This is a genomic window from Leuconostoc gasicomitatum LMG 18811, from assembly GCF_000196855.1.
Classification (GTDB): domain Bacteria; phylum Bacillota; class Bacilli; order Lactobacillales; family Lactobacillaceae; genus Leuconostoc; species Leuconostoc gasicomitatum.
This window is the reverse complement of sequence record NC_014319.1, coordinates 1,398,907-1,415,775: the sequence shown is the minus strand read 5'-3', so window position 1 is coordinate 1,415,775 and position 16,869 is coordinate 1,398,907. Positions and strand designations below refer to the sequence as shown.

Below are 16,869 nucleotides of genomic sequence, written 5' to 3'. Positions count from 1 at the left end.
GGAGAATAAAATGAGTGAAATTTTAACATTAGGTGAACCAATTGTTACTTTTACATCAACTGATTTAAATGCGGGATTAGTGGATAGCATTAATTATTATAAGTTTTTGGGTGGTGCTGAACTTAATGTTATGATTGGTGCTAGTCGTTTAGGACATAGTACTGAATACATTTCGCAAGTGGGTGCCGACCCATTAGGACAGTTTGCAATCAAAGAGATATCAAAATACCATGTTGGTAATCATTATATTTCAACTGATGACGATAACTGGACTGCTTTTCAGTTAAAAGAGTTAGTTGATCAAGGAGATCCAGCCACCTTTAATTTCCGACGTCGGTCGGCAGCGGCACATTTTGATAAATCAAATATTGATCATATTGACTTTACTGGGGTTAAAATAGCACATTTATCAGGTATTTTTCCAGCTATTTCAATGCAGGCACGAGAAGCATTTCGTTACTTCGCTGAACAACTGATTGCACATGAAATTCAAACGACATTTGACCCTAATTTACGTCCAGCCCTGTGGGAATCACAGGCGGTGATGATTGAAACAATTAATGATTTAGCTAAATATGGTGAAATTGTTTTACCTGGTATTAATGAAGGTGAAATTTTGATGGGATCACGCGATCCCGAAAAAATTGCCGACTTTTACTTGGCTAATAGCGACAGAACGCAGACCGTAGTGGTAAAACTTGGGCCAGAAGGTGCGTATGTCAAAAATAAGTCCGGTGATAGTTACATAGTTAAAGGATTTAATGTTAAGAAGGTAGTCGACACGGTTGGTGCCGGGGATGGCTTTGCACTAGGGTTGATTACGGCGCTAATTGAGGGGTTACCAATGGCTAAAGCAGTTGAACGTGGAAATGCGGTTGGCGCTTTACAGGTGCAAACAACTGGTGACAATGATGGCTATCCAACACGCGATCAATTAACACAATATTTAGTATCAGAACAGAAAGAGGATTAAACATGACAAAGCAAGTATATTTACCAGATGATGTACCATCGGTTGGTAAGAAAATTTTAACTGAGGCCGGTTTTGAGGTTGTCATCGGTTCTGGACGTGAACGTCAGACAATGAAACAAGAAGGCGCGCAAGCGTCTGCAGTTTTGATTGGTACACAGACATTTGATGGTGATATTATGGACAGCATGCCCAATTTAAAAGTGATCGCCCGTAATGGTGTTGGTTATGATGCGGTTGATGTTGATGCAGCAACAAAACGTGGTATTTACGTGGTGAATACACCCAAAGCTTTGTCTGGTTCAGTTGCTGAAACAGCTGTCTCTGAATTATTAGCGATTAGCAAAAACTTGTATCAAAATTCAGCAGCAATTCATGATGACAACTGGAACTACCGTAAGGCGCATCCTGGTCGTGATGTTGCAGGCAAAACAGTAGGTATTCTTGGTTTTGGTCGTATTGGCCAACAAGTAGCCAAAAAGTTAAGTGGATTTGATGTTAAAATAATTGCTTATGATCCATTTGCAAAATCAACAAATAACGTTGAAATTGTTGATCGTGAAACGATTTTTAAAACTGCTGACTATGTCATGGTTCATTTACCGGCAATACCTGAAACAAAACATTCAATTGGTTCAGCTGAATTTAAAATGATGAAAAACGACGCCTATTTGATAAACATGGCTCGTGGGGTGATTATTGTTGAGTCAGAGTTAGTGACTGCTTTAAAAAATGGTGACATTGCTGGTGCTGCTCTGGATGTTTTTGAAGAAGAACCATTGCCGGTAACCAATCCTTTAGTTGGTTTAGACAATGTTTTGTTAACACCACACATTGCGTCTAACACGATTGAGACAAAGGCGCAGATGGCAACTGATGCAACAAAAGATATTGTGCGTGTGTTGCAGGGAAAAATGCCAGAAGCTAATGTGAATCAGTTAAATTAATATTTGTTTTTTAAACGTTCTTGATGAGGGACGTTTTTATTTTAAACGTGTATAATGGAATTATTCTAACAATTCCAAGGAGAAATTATGGCTAAATTAACACGATTTTATAATTCATTTCAACCGAATCACTATGATATATATTTGGATATCGATCGATCGGCAAAAAAAATCAGTGGGAAAACAACGATTTCAGGGATAGCGCAAACTTCAAAAATTGCCCTACATCAAAAAGATTTGTCTGTTAGTACTGTACAAGTTGATGGTCAGCAAGTACCCTTTATGCTTGATAGTGAACGCGATGCACTTAATATAACATTACCAAACTCTGGGGAAATACAGATAACCATTGACTACACCGCACCGTTAACTGATACGATGATGGGTATTTATCCTTCTTACTACGAAATTGACGGCGAAAAAAAGCAAATTATTGGGACACAGTTTGAGACTAATTTTGCACGCCAAGCTTTTCCTTGTATTGATGAGCCAGAGGCTAAAGCAACATTTGATCTAGCCATTAAGTTTGATGAACAGGCAGACGAAACGATATTGGCTAATATGCCAGAACTACGCGTTGAAAATGATATCCATTATTTTGATACCACGGTCAAAATGTCAACTTATTTAGTTGCCTTTGCATTCGGTGAGTTACAAAAAAAGCAAACGCAAACGGACAGTGGGGTTAAGGTTGGTGTTTATGCGACAAAGGCACATGATCCTAAAACACTTGATTTTGCATTAGATATCGCTAAACGTTCAATTGAATTTTTTGAAGACTTTTATCAAACACCTTATCCATTATCACAATCAAATCAACTGGCATTACCTGACTTTTCAGCGGGCGCCATGGAAAACTGGGGCTTGGTCACTTACCGTGAAGCGTATTTGGTACTTGATCCAGACAATACGGCATTAGAAGCTAAACAGGTTGTGGCAACAGTGATTGCTCATGAACTCGCGCACCAATGGTTTGGTGATTTGGTGACGATGAAATGGTGGGACGATTTGTGGCTAAATGAAAGTTTTGCTAACATGATGGAATATGTTGCGATTGACGCGCTTGAACCTGATTGGCATATTTGGGAATTATTCCAGATATCTGATGTACCAGCAGCATTGCATCGTGATGCAACCGATGGCGTGCAAGCTGTGCATGTTCAAGTAAATCATCCAGCTGAAATTGATTCACTGTTTGATGCCGCAATTGTTTATGCAAAGGGTGCACGTATGCTTGTCATGGTACGTGCGTTAATTGGCGATGATGCTTTGCGTGAAGGGTTGAAGAATTATTTTGCTGCACATAAATATAATAACGCCACTGGTGCTGATTTGTGGCAAGCCTTGGGTGAGGCCTCCGGGCAAAATATTGCAGCTATCATGAATTCGTGGTTAGAACAACCAGGATATCCAGTCATTTCTGCCGAAGTGATTGATGGTCAGTTAACTTTAACACAGCAACAATTCTTTATCGGAGAAGGACAAGCTGCCAATCGTTTGTGGCAAATTCCTATTAACAGTAACTATGAAGTAGCGCCAAAAATAATGGCTGAACAAAAGGTTGTTCTAGGTGATTATGTGACGTTAAGACGAGATGCGGGCGAAGCATTTTATCTCAACATGAGAAATGAGTCACATTTTATTGTCAAATATGACGCCACTCTCCTACAAGATATTTTAACTAATGTTGACCAACTAGATGCGATTACACAACGTCAAATCATTCAAGATATGCATATACTTGCTCAGGGACGACAAATCGCATTTTCAGAAATTGTACCGTTACTCTTACGTTTTGCTAATAGTGAATCCAAGATTGTTAATGATGCGCTATATGCTGTTGCACAAGACTTACGTCAGTTTATGACACCTGATTCTGATGAAGAAAAAAACTTGAAACAGTTTTATGATAAATTGAGTCGTCAGCAATTTGAACGGTTAGGTTGGCATGCAAAAAATAATGAGTCACTTGATGATGAATTAACGCGTCCTTATATTGTTGCTGCGGCGTTATTTGCTGAAAATACAGAAGCAACTACACAAGCACATGAGTTATTCAAAACACATGAGGGCGACTTGCAGAATTTAAAAGCAGAAATACGGTTGTTTATTATCCGTAATGAAGTTAAAAATTACGGCAATCAGGCGTTATTTGATACGTTGTTCTTAAATTATCGCAAGTCCTCTGATGCAAGTTACAAAAAAGATTTGCGTGCGGCGATTACGAGTGTGACAGATCCACAACTTATGAGTCAATTAGTGACGGCATTTAAAAATTCAGATGTGATTAAACCACAAGATTTACGGGGATGGTTTGGGAGTGTTTTGCGTAATCCACATGGTCAACAAGCTGCTTGGGATTGGTTACGCCAAGATTGGGATTGGTTAGAATCTAAAGTTGGTGGTGATATGGAATTTACAACCTATATTACTGTGGTAGCTAGTATTTTAAAGACAGCTGAACGTTTAGAAGAGTTTAGGTTGTTTTTTGAACCAAAAATTGATCAACCTGGCTTAACCCGTGAAATTAAAATGGATATACGTGTGATTAGTGGTCGTGTGGCACTAATCGAATCTGAAAGGAATGCAGTGAACCAAGTAATAGTTGATAATATATAAGCACGAAGTAGGAACCATGATTTTGGTTCTTTTTTTATTGTAGAAAAAAATAAAAAATCAAGATAATGATAAAATCATGAAGTACTTAGCTGTTTTAGTTTGATTAAAAAAGAAACAGATGTCTGTATTTTAATAAAAATGTCAAACGTTTAATTGCTTCTTGCTATTTTTTATGGTTTAATATTTAACGGACAAAATAAAGGTTGCCAGTGAGCAATCATTTTGAAAGGGAATTATAATGACACAAAGTCAGACAAGTAACAAAGAAGACAATTTAATGTCAAGCAAGATGACTAGCGAACAAAAAGTGGTCCTTGGCTCTACAACACTAGGATTCACATTAGATCACATGGACGCAACATTTTTATCATTTGCCTTGGCACCAATGATTGCTGAATTGCACATTACTGGCGCGCAGGGTGGTATTATCGCTGCCATGTCTAACTGGGGTGCATTACTTGGTAGTGTTCTGTTTGGCATATTAGCTGATCGCATTGGTCGTGTGCGCGTCTTGTCATATACCGTGATGTTAGTGACATTTGCGACAGTTATTCTAGCATTTTTAGATAATGCACACACGATTTATGCCTCTCGTTTCTTATTAGGTATGGGTACTGGTGGTGAATACGGTGTCAGTATGGCATTGATTGCTGAAAGTTTTCGTGCTAATCGTGTCGGCAGAATGAGCTCAATTACAGCAATTGGGGGTCAAGTTGGGGCTATTTTGGCAGCAATTTTAGCAACGCTCATTATGCCAGCCTTTGGTTGGCGTGGTTTATTCATGATTGGGTTCCTACCACTAATCGTCGTTTATATTGTTCGTCGTCATTTAAAAGAAACGCCAGCGTTTGAACAACTTAAATCAGATTATAAATCAGGTCGAAAAAAATTCAGCTTTAAGTTTATCGCCAATACACCAAAACGTGCTTACACGTCACTTGTGTTGATTATTATGTTAACTATCCAAACGTCTGGGTATTATGGCTTGATGAATTGGTTACCAACAATCATGAGAAAGCAGTTGGGAATAACTGCAACTGTGACGGCAGGTTATGTGAATCTGGGTATGATCCCAATTATTTTGGGAATGGCTGTTGGAATGATGACATTTGGGAATATTTTAGATAGAATTGGACCACGACAGGCGTTTGCTATTTTCCTGGTTGGTTCTGCTATCATGATTTACACGTTTACGTTTGCTTATAATATGTGGACGCTAACCATATTGGGCGCTATCGTTGGTTTTTTCTCTAATGGCATGTACGGTGGTTTTGGTGCCGTTATTAGTCGTCTGTACCCAGCAGAAATCAGAGCAACGGCGGCTAACACGCTCATGGGATCGGGCCGTGCTTTAGGCGCTTTCTCGTCAGTTGTTATAGGTTGGATCATGGATAATTATGATGTCGCCGCAGTTATGTTGAGTTTGACAATTATGTACTTGATTAGTTTGGCATTCATGCTAACAATCCCAGACTTTAAAAAACTGGGGGCCAATAGTCAGTATCAAGAGACAAATTAATGAATCTTGTTGTCCGCAAATCAAAATGATTTGTGGATTTTTTGATGCCGTCTTAATGGGTGTATAATGAGAATAATTATTGAAAGGCATGTTAAAATGACAAATATACAACAATTCGGCAAAAAAATAGTGGATAAAGCAACTGAAATATCTGAATTATCAACAATTGGCTTTTATGATGAGACATGGGAAAAGGCAGATATTTTGAATCATTTAATACGTCAGGCTTTGCCTGAGTACCATAGTCATGCCATAGAAGATAACTGGCTAACCGATCATTTGGCCACATTAGAGTTAACAATATTAGATTTTTTGAGAAGCCAACAACCGTTGACGATACCTATTTTTTATACAATTGCTGCACAGTTATTAGGCTTTGACGACGAATTGCAGGCGACCAATTTTGATGGGCGACAGGTCTTTAAAAATACTGGGCTTGCCACAACTGACGTATCAGATATTTATCACGCGTGGTATGTCCTTTTAAACACACATACGAAAAATGGCTTAATGTTTGTTGACGAGTTAGCAAGCCATGGTTATTTTAAAGCCACCAATCAGCGTATCTTATTTAATGGTAAGTCCTTAGTGACTTACGATACGACAGATTTAATTCAAGAAACCGTCTGGGTAGAAACATCAGTCGATTCGGATAATGATGGTCAACTAGATCTTGTGCAAGTTGATATTCAACGACCAAGATCTCTTGAAAAATTACCGGTTTTATTTACAGCATCACCGTATTATCAGGGAATGATGGTGAAAGAAAACGATGCGAAAATTCATGACGTTAATCAACCGTTGACATATAAAACACCAACGCAAGTGTCTGACATGCCAACTTCTCATCATGACTTGAAAGACAGCCAGACAATTTTACCACGAGCAATTGCGGGTGTAACAACAACTGCAACAAAAACCTTTACAGATCTTGCAGGTCGCGCTTGGGACTTAAACAATTATTTTCTATCACGCGGTTTTGCGGTAGCCTACGCTGCTGGTATTGGTACGAGGCATTCTGACGGCATGCAAGACACTGGTTCACCAGAACAGGTTGAGTCGATGAAGAACGTCGTTGAGTGGCTAGCGGGCAATCGTGTAGCTTTCACGGACAGGACAAGCCAGATTGCAATTAGTGCCGACTGGGCCAATCATAAAATTGCCATGACTGGTCGTTCTTATTTAGGCACGTTAGCTACCGCAGTAGCCACAACGGGTGTTGAGGGCTTGAAAACGATTATTTCTGAGGCGGCAATTTCTGATTGGTATCAATATTATCGAGATAATGGTTTAGTGATTGCACCTGGTGGTTTTCCAGGTGAAGACATGGATGTGTTAGCTGAATTAGTTTATAGTCGCATGCAGGATTCTGCTGATTGGTCACGCACACAAGAATCTTGGCATGCCTATCAGAATAACACGAAACAGTTTCAAGATCGTCAAAATGGCAATTATGATGGTTATTGGGATGCACGAAATTATCTGAATCAGGCCAAAAACATTAAGGTAGATATCATTTCTGTTCATGGCTTAAACGATTGGAATGTGAAGCCACGTCAAATTTATCGTTTGTGGCAAACACTGCAGGGACAAGGTCATCAACATAAATTAATTTTGCATCAAGGACAACATATTAACATTAACAATAATCGGTCGCTTGATTTTGCTGATCAAATCAACTTGTGGTTTTCTGATAAGTTATTAGATCTTGATATTAACGCCACAGCAATTTTACCAACAGTGACTTGGCAAGATAACACACAAGCGCAAACTTGGCATAAATTAAATGGTTGGGGCATATCAGCAAATGAGAAGACATATTATTTAGCAGCAAATCAACTAACCATAGCGCCTGCAGGTGGTGAAGGGAGCTTTACGGATTATTTGCCTGAGGTATTATTTAAAAAATATACAACGAATTTCAATCATTGGCGTGATCAAACTTTGCAAAAAGTACCAGAATTAGCACACACACAACAACATTTTAGAAGTGATCTTATCGCAAAAACGCAAGTCATTAATGGTGAAAGTATTCTACATTTGCGCGTTAAATCATCGCAAAATATTGGGATGGTCAGTGCGATGTTAATTGATTATGGTGAGGACGATTATATAAAGCCTCACCCGACTAATCAAAATGTCATGGTTGATCGTGGCGTTAATTTTGCCAAAGTCGCGTTACAAGAATTTGAGTTACAAAATGCGAATCACAAAATGATTACTATTGGGCATATTAATTTGCAAAATCGCACAAGTTCTTGGCAAAACGATGCATTAGTCGCCAATGAATATGTCTCAATAACCCTTAAATTGCAACCAACATTGTACACATTGCGTGCGGGACATCGATTAGGATTAATTATTTATGCCACCGATTTTGAAATGACGATACGAGGTAATCAGGATATTACTTACACAATTGATTATGAAAATAGTCAGTTAACGTTACCCCAATAAAAAATTGTCCGGCATTCACTCGACCTCCTAGTGAATGCTGGGCAATTTCAGTTAACCTGTTATTTTTTAACTCTCGGGATTTGGCGTCGTGAGTGAATTATTGTGAATATAGCTACGAAATGTTTTAAAAGTATCCGCAAATAATTCGTCAGGTTCAATATTTAACATCTCTTTTGGAAAATAGAATCGTTTATCAAATGACACTTTTCCTTTAATGGCAGCAACAAGTGGCGATAACTCTGATAACTCTCTATGTGAGCCATCATCTAATACAAAGTCGATTTGCGTTCGTGGTTTGGCGACGTTGGGCTTGTAATCATCATAAGGTAGATCAAAGGCATCATTACGTGCTGTGTAGTAATTAGCATTATAGCCGGCAATGCCAACTAGCTGGTCTAGATCTTCTAGCAGCGGGGCTGTTTCATCATTAATAATAATAGATTTTAATGGCCGTCGATCTAGGAAACGTTGTGATAAGTCAGATAAAATTGGATCTGGGTGATGGCGCCACATAGCAATATAAGTCATAAAAACATGGTCATCAATTTGTAAATAGTCTTCAATATTTAGAGGCGTATCATTAAATAATGGTGTCAGTAGTGGGCCAACAAAGTCTTTTTCATGTGTTCCACTGGCACGATATAATTCACGTGCGCGCTGCAATAAATGCTCAAGCAGCACTTCCATGCCACGTGATACGGGATGAAAGTATACTTGCAGGTACATTTGATAACGGCTAACAACATAATCCTCAACAGCGTGCATACCCGCAATGTCAAAAGCAATGCCATTTTTAGTCGGTTTCATTGTTCTTAAAATACGATCGATATCAAACTCACCATATTTCGTACCAGTAAAATACGCATCACGCAATAAATAGTCCATACGATCGACATCTAGTTGGCTAGAAATTAATTGCACAACTTGTGGATTATCATAGGTTTTAGCAATGACACTGGCAACTTTATTGGGAAAGTCTGGCGCAACACTGGCCAATACTGTATGTATTTCTGTATCGCCTGTGATGATTTCGCGTGTAATTGCCTCATGATCTGTACCAAATAGGTGTTCAAAAGTGTGTGAAAATGCACCATGACCGATGTCATGCAGTAAAGCTGCTGCTAAGGTTACTAACCGTTCGTCTTTTTGCCATAAGCCATCATCAGGTGTTTGAGACAGATAGTATTGTTCAAAGTGTTCCGTGATACGTCTAGCAATCTCGTAGGCACCAACAGAATGACCAAATCGTGAATGCTCAGCACCATGAAAAACAGCACTTGTGATACCTAGCTGTTGAATACGTCGTAAGCGTTGAAATTCACTTGTGTTGATTAAATCAAGAATGACTCGATCTTGAATATGAATAAAGTTGTGAATAGGATCACGGAGTACTTTTTCGTTCAATAATTTATCTTTTAACATATTCTGCCCTTTTTGTCTTTCTTATATTATAATTGATTTCTAAAGAAAATAATAACAAAAGTTGTATTAATGCGTCAGAAGAGTGAAATAGTGTATTTACTTGGCACATTAACAATGAATTTTACTTTAAAACAGTTGAAATGAGAAATAGAATGGCAAATGATAACGTCAATATTTATTTAAAAACAACAATCAATCAAGCGGGCGAGTCTGAAGTTTTTGAATTTGACACAACAGGGGAAGTATTAATAAAAAATGGGGAATTTTTTTTGCGTTATGTGGAAGTCATTGCCGGTCAAAATCAAACAAAAGTGTTATTTAAAATAGCAGGTGAGCGTGCGCGATTAAATCGGAGTGGTGATGTGTTGACAAAGCTTTCTTTCTCAAAGGGACAACGATTACCGGCGCACTATCAGACACCAGCAGGACAGATGCAGTTAGAAACATATACAACAGCCTTATCAAGTCAACTGGATGTGATACAGCTATCAGGTTTGGCAAATATTAGCTATGATCTTTACGCAAACGATGCAATTATAGGGCAATACGATATTTTGTTGCAATTTACGCAAAAATCTAGTAAACTTAATTAGTTAGAAACTCGAAAGGACGTGCACTATGGCACTCACACAATTAAGCAGTCACCCAAAAGAAGAATTAGCGTTGGTTGAAATTGCTTCTGAAATTTTGGCGGAACATAAAAACGTTATGCCGTTTAGTTCACTAGTACAAGAAATTCAGGATTTTTTGGCAGTTGATGCCGAGACGTTCCAGTCACGTCTCTCACAATTTTATACAGATTTAAATACTGATGGTTCATTTATTTCCCTTGGAAACAATGAATGGGGCTTACGAGCTTGGTATCCCGTTGATGCTATTGATGAATCAATTCATGAAATTGATGATGATGATGATACACCAAAGCGTAAAAAAGTTACAAAGAAAGTCAACGTTTTTGCGGATGCATCTACAGATGATGACGTCATTGATTACAATGATGATGATCCAGAAGATGAAGATTTCGGTGAAGTTAGTAACGATGAAAATGGTGCTGATGATTCTGAAGTTGCAGATGATGACGAAGATGACGATGACGAAGATGTTGCTGTTGGCGATGATGAATCGATTGATGAAAATTTGACAGAACTTACCGGCACAAATGATTTAGATGATTTGAGCGACGGTGATATCGAAAAATGATTGTATTGAAAATTCGCGGAAGCGTTTTTTTTTTGCAATTAAACACTGGTACATCAGCGTTTGTTTTAAAAATTACAAATATAATTAATAAACTTTCTAAAAAAGGTTGCTTTTTTAGAAGAATGTCTGTAATATATATAAATGTGCTACGGCATTGTTTGCTCCTTTAACTCAGTTGGTTAGAGTAGGGGATTTTTAATCCCAAGGTCCTCGGTTCGAGTCCGAGAGGGAGCACTGATTTAACAATCAGGAGACCTTGGGATATTCCATTAAAAGCAAGTAACTTCGGTTACTTGCTTTTTTTTGTTCTCAAAAATTTGCACAAAGAGATAAAACATAGTATTATTAGATACAGGCGTTGAGACGGACATTTTGTGAGATTACCCTTGAATAAGAGACATCATGTATGGTGAGAATGATGGAGGGAACTAGCAAAGACTACCGTTGAGGTTTGGTATGAATAAGCTAAAAGCTGAAATTACCATCGGAGTAATTGGTCGTTAACCTAATTGTTTTAAGGAGTGCGTATATTTACGTCTAAAATTGGGTTGGTACCGCGCAAAAGCGCCCCTAGATTAAGTTCTAGGGGCGCTTTTTTTTACGCCGATAGCTTTAAATTATAGGAGAAACATGTTGGAGGAGTACTGCTAATGGCAGAAAAACAAAACAGAGAATTAAATAGAGACTTATCGTCCCACCAAATGCAAATGATAGCCCTTGGTGGGACAATCGGTGTTGGTCTATTTATGGGATCAGCTTCAACAATTCAGTGGACAGGGGTTTCCGTTATATTGGCGTATGCACTTGCAGGATTTGTGCTTTATCTGGTCATGCGTGCGTTAGGTGAGATGCTGTATGTTGATCCATCTGTCGGATCCTTTGCAAACTATGCAACAAAATACATTCATCCACTAGCAGGCTATTTAACAGTCTGGGCAAACGTATTTCAGTGGCTCACAGTTGGCATATCAGAGACGATTGCAGTTGGCTTGTACTTGGACTTCTGGTTTCCTGGAATTCCGAGTTGGGTAACAGGAGTGGTTGTATTGGTAACGCTAACGTTAGCAAATCTAACCACTGTCAAAGCTTATGGGAATATGGAATCATGGTTTTCCATGATTAAAGTTGTGACGATTATTCTGATGATTGTTCTTGGCCTAATGGTTATTTTGTTTGGTTTTGGTAATCATTGGCAACCTATTGGTTTTTCTAATCTTTGGCAGCATGGGCCTTTTTTTGCAGGTGGGTTTAAAGGATTTATGTTTGCCTTATCAATTGTTATGACATCATATCAAGGTATCGAAGTGATTGGTATTACTGCCGGTGAAACCGAGAATCCAAAGCATGCAATTGTGGCGTCAATTAGATCAATTGTTGCCCGAATTTTAATTTTTTATATTGGGGCAATTTTCGTTATTATTACAATATATCCATGGAATCAATTGGATCAAGTCGGTTCGCCGTTTGTGGAAACTTTTTCACGTGTTGGTATTACAGCAGCAGCTGGAATCATTAATTTTGTGATGTTGACCGCAGCAATGTCAGCGCTGAATTCTGGTATTTTCAGTTCGAGTCGTATGTTGTATACCTTGGCACTGAATAAAGAATTACCACCAAAATTTTTAGGATTATCAAAACATCATGTCCCCACATTACCAATTTTAGCCATTTCAGGTGGTATTTTTCTGGGAATCATACTAAATGCAGTATTACCTTTTTTCTGGCGTGGTAGCTCAAATATTTTCGTGTTAGTGTATTCTGCTAGTACATTGCCTGGTATGGTACCATGGTTCATTATTTTGTGGAGTCAAATAAAGTTTAGACGTGAAAATGAGCAACATCTAGTTGAGCATCCGTTCAAAATGCCTTTAGCGCCTTACACAAATTACTTTGCCATGATAATGCTGCTGATTACGCTTGTATACATGGTAATCAATCCGGATACACGAGTACCACTATTTATTGGTTTGGGATTTCTGATTATCATGTCGATTATCTTTTTGTTGACACGTAAAAGGCATGCTAAAAATAAGTAGCAAATTAACAGCATGTTATTGATATAAATGATAAAATAGGTAAATATTAAACACGGAGGAAATATGTTTGGCATTATGAATAAAGACGGTACACTTTATTTTTGATTATCATAACAATGGTAATCAAAAATTAGAATGATAACTGTTTAATTAGATGATGACAAGCATTTCTAAAATTATGAAAATAGCAATAGATGCAATGGGTGGTGATTTTGCGCCACTAGAAATTGTTAAAGGTATTGAACAAGCACGCGATCGCTATAAAGATATTGCATTTCAGCTGTATGGTACAGAAAATAAGGTTAAGCCCTTAGTCCAAAATTGGGAACGCATTGAATTGATTCCAACGACTGAGGTCATAGAGATGGGTGACGAGCCTGTGAAGGCGATGCGCCGTAAGAAGGATTCATCGATGGTACAGGCTGCTATGGCTGTTAAAGAAGGCCGTGCAGACGCATTATTTAGTGCTGGCAATACAGGTGCGCTATTATCAAGTGCAATTTTCTTGATTGGTCGCATCAAAGGTGTTGATCGTCCTGCACTAGCATCAGCATTGCCAAGTTTTGATGGGCCTCATGATCAATTTGTGTTTATGGATTTAGGCGCAAATGCAGAAAATAAACCATCACATTTATATCAATATGGCATTTTGGGCAGCTTTTACGCAACACATGTCTTAGGTATCAAAAATCCGCGTGTTCGACTGCTCAATAATGGGGCAGAAGAAGATAAAGGTGATGAAATTCATAAAACAGCACATATGTTAATGAAAAATGCACCATCATTTAATTTCATTGGTAATATCGAAGCACGTGAATTACTTGAAGGTACCGCTGATGTTGTGGTTGCTGATGGCTTTTCAGGTAATGCCGCTTTGAAAGCAACAGAAGGTACAGCATTAATGATGTTGAAACAAATTAAAAATGCTATTATATCCTCTGGTATTAAAGGTAAAATCGGCGGTGCGTTGCTTAAACCAGCCTTTCGAGAGGTTCAAAAAAAGTTGGATTACAATGAAGCTGGTGGTGCTGTGATTTTGGGCGTCAAAGCACCAGTGGTTAAGACACATGGTTCAGCAAAAGCGAACGCTGTGGCTAATACTATGGGACAAATCAAGACAATGATTGATAATCAATTAGTGCTAGATATACAGACGTATATCACAGCACACAAAGAGGAACTCCAATCTGGTAAAGAAGTGCTGCATGCACAACTCACTGATTAGTGGTATACTATTCACTTGAGATAATTGATTAAATAAATATTGGAGAACCAGTAATGGCTATGGAAAAAGAAGCAATCTATAATATGATGGCTGACGAGATTGCAGAACGTTTCAATATAAAACGTTCTGCCGTTACACCTGATTTAAATTTTTTGACTGACATTGATGCAGATTCTATTGATTTTGTTGAATTGATTTTGGAAGTTGAAGATATGTTTAATATCAGCATTTCAGACGAAGATTCAGAAAACTTAATCACATTGCAACAAACTGTTGATTATATTGTGGCACATCAAATTTAAAAGATAGGTACAACCTAATTGACACTTACTAAAAATAAGTTTATACTAATTTGAAAGTTCATTGAATAAAACTATTGTGTCAAAAAAGTATGTTGTTTAAACAAAGCACTGTCCGTCTGAATGATGAACATGTTGGCGTTGTGATTGAACGGTTATGCTAAATCATTAGCGCTATGTCATGTTTAGCATTTCTGTACAAATGAAATATTTGTGCGGAAGTGTTTTTTTAATCAATTGAAGCGCAACTACAAAAACTTGAAAAAATTTGAGGATTAGAATATGTCAGAAATTCAAAGAAATACGCCGTTAATTTCGCAGTTATTAGACACGTGGATCAAAGGTGAAACTAGTGAGGAATATACTCTTGCTAATTATGCTAATGCTGCCGCAATTATATTTCAAAACGTTTCTGCAGTGAATTGGGCGGGATTTTATTTGTATCATTCAGAAACGAATACGTTAGCTTTAGGGCCGTTTTTAGGCAAACCAGCCACTGCTCTGATTACACCTGAAAAAGGTGTTGTGGGCAAGGCATTTACTACGCAGGAAACAATTGTTGTACCAGATGTGCGTGCTTTTTCTGGACATATTGTATGTGATGTTGATTCAAATGCAGAAATTGTGATACCAATTACCACTGCAAACGGTCAAAAAATTGGTGTTTTGGATATTGATTCAACAGAACTCAGTCGATTTGGTAAACAAGAACAGACTGACTTAGAACATTTTGTTCAAACATTGTTACAGTACGTCAACGCTATTTAGCTAGGTGATGAATCACGTTGAACAAATCAAGCAAAATGATCAGGAAACATCTGATAAGACGCATTGCCTGTATGTGATGACACAATATGAACTGCAAGTACTTGTCATGCAAATTTCAAAAAAATATTTTGGGTTGCCATTCAAGCATATTGCAAGATTTAATACACGGTTAAAAACGACCGGGGGTCGCTATTTATTGGTCAGTCATGATTTGGAATTTAATTTAAAAATGGCTAATTTACCAGAATTTGAAGGTATCGTTAAACATGAATTAGTTCATTATCATTTGCACATACAACAACGAGGATATCAACATAAAGATTTAGATTTCAAAAAATTACTTGCACAAGTGGGTGGGTCACGCTTTGCGCCATCTTTAAAACAGGAACAAATAAGACAATGTTTTTGGCTATATTGCTGTGAAAATGGACATAATATGACACGAAAACGACGTTTTCAAGAAAAAAATTATTGCTGTGGTCAGTGTGGTGGAAAAATACGCTTTCTGGGCCAAACTAGCAATAAATGACCGTCTTCAGGTATAATGAGTGTAGACAAAATACGAAAGTGAGAATAACATGATTCAGTTGATTTTATCCGATCTTGATGAAACACTATTAAACGATGATGGATCCATCCATCAAAAAAATATTGATGCGATTCAAAAGTTTACGCAAAATGGTGGTTATTTTGTGCCAAATACTGGGCGGTCATATAAATCAGTTACTGGAACGTTGAACACGTTAGGTTTAAATCAGGCAAGACAATATGTTGTGTCATATAATGGTGGGGCAATTATTGCTATTGAACCTGATGGTAAAGAAGAAGTTGTTGCCCAGCACAATATGTCGCTTGATTTAGCAAAAAAAATTTTTGAGCTTGGGCAAATTCAAGATGACGTTGATACACATATTTACACATTAGATAAATTATTTATTTATAACATCTCACCTGCTGATAAGCAATATATGAGCGAACGACAAGTACCATATACTGAAATAACGAGTGATGATTTAACTTTTTTAGCTAATGAAAAACCAATTATGAAAGTTATTTTTGAACATAGTGAGCCAGCCGTACGGCAAAAAATTGCTGATAACGTAACAAATGAGTTAGCGCTATCAGTTTTGCTGACATTTAGTTCAAACCGTTATGTTGAATTTAATCCTAAAGGGGTCGATAAGGGTGTAACTGGATTAGAATTGGCAGATATACTACATATTGACCATGCTAATACAGCTGCTTTAGGGGATAATTTAAATGATGCTGCACAAATTAAAGCAGCAGGTGTCGGCGTTGCTGTTGCCAACGCCAAACAAGAAATTAAAGATATTGCTGATGTTATATTAACAACGACTAACAATGATGCGGCAGTTGCTGATTTTATTGAGAATTATGTGATTTAAT

The 16,869-nt window shown here is 37.7% G+C and carries 14 protein-coding genes and 1 tRNA gene; 14 read left to right on the top strand and 1 reads right to left on the bottom strand.

The features are described from left to right. Nucleotides 1–10 precede the first annotated feature (10 nt). The 5 genes from LEGAS_RS06775 to LEGAS_RS06755 all read left to right on the top strand — a co-directional run bounded on the left by LEGAS_RS06775 (nucleotide 11) and on the right by LEGAS_RS06755 (nucleotide 8,512). Complete coding sequence (locus LEGAS_RS06775) at nucleotides 11–973, top strand: sugar kinase (protein WP_010382874.1); 963 nt, start codon at nucleotides 11–13, stop codon at nucleotides 971–973. 2 nt (nucleotides 974–975) lie between these two features. After that, a complete protein-coding gene (locus LEGAS_RS06770; protein WP_010382875.1) occupies nucleotides 976–1,917 on the top strand; it encodes a phosphoglycerate dehydrogenase in 942 nt (313 codons plus the stop codon). Between the two features lie 87 nt (nucleotides 1,918–2,004). Beyond that, nucleotides 2,005–4,536, top strand: coding sequence for a M1 family metallopeptidase (locus LEGAS_RS06765; RefSeq protein WP_013231797.1), 2,532 nt, complete (start codon nucleotides 2,005–2,007; stop codon nucleotides 4,534–4,536). A gap of 238 nt (nucleotides 4,537–4,774) precedes the next feature. After that, nucleotides 4,775–6,055 (top strand): MFS transporter, encoded by a 1,281-nt coding sequence (locus LEGAS_RS06760; RefSeq protein ID WP_010382882.1) that lies wholly within the window; start codon nucleotides 4,775–4,777, stop codon nucleotides 6,053–6,055. A gap of 96 nt (nucleotides 6,056–6,151) precedes the next feature. Further along, nucleotides 6,152–8,512 (top strand): Xaa-Pro dipeptidyl-peptidase, encoded by a 2,361-nt coding sequence (locus LEGAS_RS06755; protein WP_013231796.1) that lies wholly within the window; start codon nucleotides 6,152–6,154, stop codon nucleotides 8,510–8,512. 66 nt (nucleotides 8,513–8,578) lie between these two features. Here the strand turns inward: LEGAS_RS06755 and LEGAS_RS06750 are convergent, their stop codons facing one another. Beyond that, entirely contained in the window at nucleotides 8,579–9,934 is a 1,356-nt protein-coding gene (locus LEGAS_RS06750; RefSeq protein WP_013231795.1) for an HD domain-containing protein, read from the bottom strand. 152 nt (nucleotides 9,935–10,086) lie between these two features. On the opposite strand from LEGAS_RS06750, the gene LEGAS_RS06745 reads away from it, so the two are divergent. The 9 genes from LEGAS_RS06745 to LEGAS_RS06705 all read left to right on the top strand — a co-directional run bounded on the left by LEGAS_RS06745 (nucleotide 10,087) and on the right by LEGAS_RS06705 (nucleotide 16,868). Continuing rightward, nucleotides 10,087–10,527 (top strand): YwiB family protein, encoded by a 441-nt coding sequence (locus LEGAS_RS06745; protein ID WP_013231794.1) that lies wholly within the window; start codon nucleotides 10,087–10,089, stop codon nucleotides 10,525–10,527. Nucleotides 10,528–10,552: 25 nt separating this feature from the next. Next, nucleotides 10,553–11,134, top strand: coding sequence for a DNA-directed RNA polymerase subunit delta (gene rpoE / locus LEGAS_RS06740; RefSeq protein ID WP_013231793.1), 582 nt, complete (start codon nucleotides 10,553–10,555; stop codon nucleotides 11,132–11,134). 160 nt (nucleotides 11,135–11,294) lie between these two features. Next, nucleotides 11,295–11,368 (top strand) — tRNA-Lys (locus LEGAS_RS06735). A gap of 416 nt (nucleotides 11,369–11,784) precedes the next feature. Continuing rightward, the gene (locus tag LEGAS_RS06730) at nucleotides 11,785–13,170 is read left to right on the top strand and encodes an amino acid permease (RefSeq protein ID WP_013231792.1); all 1,386 of its coding nucleotides are present in this window, start codon (nucleotides 11,785–11,787) and stop codon (nucleotides 13,168–13,170) included. A gap of 178 nt (nucleotides 13,171–13,348) precedes the next feature. Next, nucleotides 13,349–14,395 carry a phosphate acyltransferase PlsX gene (gene plsX, locus LEGAS_RS06725; RefSeq protein ID WP_013231791.1) on the top strand — a complete coding sequence of 349 codons (1,047 nt, stop codon included), beginning with the start codon at nucleotides 13,349–13,351 and terminating at the stop codon, nucleotides 14,393–14,395. Between the two features lie 53 nt (nucleotides 14,396–14,448). After that, the gene (locus tag LEGAS_RS06720) at nucleotides 14,449–14,697 is read left to right on the top strand and encodes an acyl carrier protein (protein WP_010382894.1); all 249 of its coding nucleotides are present in this window, start codon (nucleotides 14,449–14,451) and stop codon (nucleotides 14,695–14,697) included. A gap of 279 nt (nucleotides 14,698–14,976) precedes the next feature. After that, nucleotides 14,977–15,462, top strand: a complete 486-nt coding sequence (locus LEGAS_RS06715; protein ID WP_013231790.1) for a GAF domain-containing protein — start codon at nucleotides 14,977–14,979, stop codon at nucleotides 15,460–15,462. A gap of 76 nt (nucleotides 15,463–15,538) precedes the next feature. Continuing rightward, nucleotides 15,539–15,991, top strand: coding sequence for a SprT family protein (locus LEGAS_RS06710; RefSeq protein WP_013231789.1), 453 nt, complete (start codon nucleotides 15,539–15,541; stop codon nucleotides 15,989–15,991). A gap of 49 nt (nucleotides 15,992–16,040) precedes the next feature. Next, the gene (locus LEGAS_RS06705; protein WP_013231788.1) at nucleotides 16,041–16,868 is read left to right on the top strand and encodes a Cof-type HAD-IIB family hydrolase; all 828 of its coding nucleotides are present in this window, start codon (nucleotides 16,041–16,043) and stop codon (nucleotides 16,866–16,868) included. The last annotated feature ends 1 nt before the right edge of the window (nucleotide 16,869 follow it).

Excerpts from the sequence above, each read along its gene's own strand:
- LEGAS_RS06770 (WP_010382875.1), top strand. The coding sequence starts at position 976 with ATGACAAAGCAAGTATATTTACCAGATGATGTACCATCGGTTGGTAAG.
- LEGAS_RS06755 (WP_013231796.1), top strand. The coding sequence starts at position 6,152 with ATGACAAATATACAACAATTCGGCAAAAAAATAGTGGATAAAGCAACT.
- LEGAS_RS06760 (WP_010382882.1), top strand. The coding sequence starts at position 4,775 with ATGACACAAAGTCAGACAAGTAACAAAGAAGACAATTTAATGTCAAGC.
- plsX (WP_013231791.1), top strand. The coding sequence starts at position 13,349 with ATGAAAATAGCAATAGATGCAATGGGTGGTGATTTTGCGCCACTAGAA.
- LEGAS_RS06715 (WP_013231790.1), top strand. The coding sequence starts at position 14,977 with ATGTCAGAAATTCAAAGAAATACGCCGTTAATTTCGCAGTTATTAGAC.
- LEGAS_RS06705 (WP_013231788.1), top strand. The coding sequence starts at position 16,041 with ATGATTCAGTTGATTTTATCCGATCTTGATGAAACACTATTAAACGAT.
- LEGAS_RS06745 (WP_013231794.1), top strand. The coding sequence starts at position 10,087 with ATGGCAAATGATAACGTCAATATTTATTTAAAAACAACAATCAATCAA.
- LEGAS_RS06750 (WP_013231795.1), bottom strand. The coding sequence starts at position 9,934 with ATGTTAAAAGATAAATTATTGAACGAAAAAGTACTCCGTGATCCTATT.
- LEGAS_RS06720 (WP_010382894.1), top strand. The coding sequence starts at position 14,449 with ATGGCTATGGAAAAAGAAGCAATCTATAATATGATGGCTGACGAGATT.
- LEGAS_RS06730 (WP_013231792.1), top strand. The coding sequence starts at position 11,785 with ATGGCAGAAAAACAAAACAGAGAATTAAATAGAGACTTATCGTCCCAC.
- LEGAS_RS06775 (WP_010382874.1), top strand. The coding sequence starts at position 11 with ATGAGTGAAATTTTAACATTAGGTGAACCAATTGTTACTTTTACATCA.
- LEGAS_RS06765 (WP_013231797.1), top strand. The coding sequence starts at position 2,005 with ATGGCTAAATTAACACGATTTTATAATTCATTTCAACCGAATCACTAT.
- rpoE (WP_013231793.1), top strand. The coding sequence starts at position 10,553 with ATGGCACTCACACAATTAAGCAGTCACCCAAAAGAAGAATTAGCGTTG.
- LEGAS_RS06710 (WP_013231789.1), top strand. The coding sequence starts at position 15,539 with ATGACACAATATGAACTGCAAGTACTTGTCATGCAAATTTCAAAAAAA.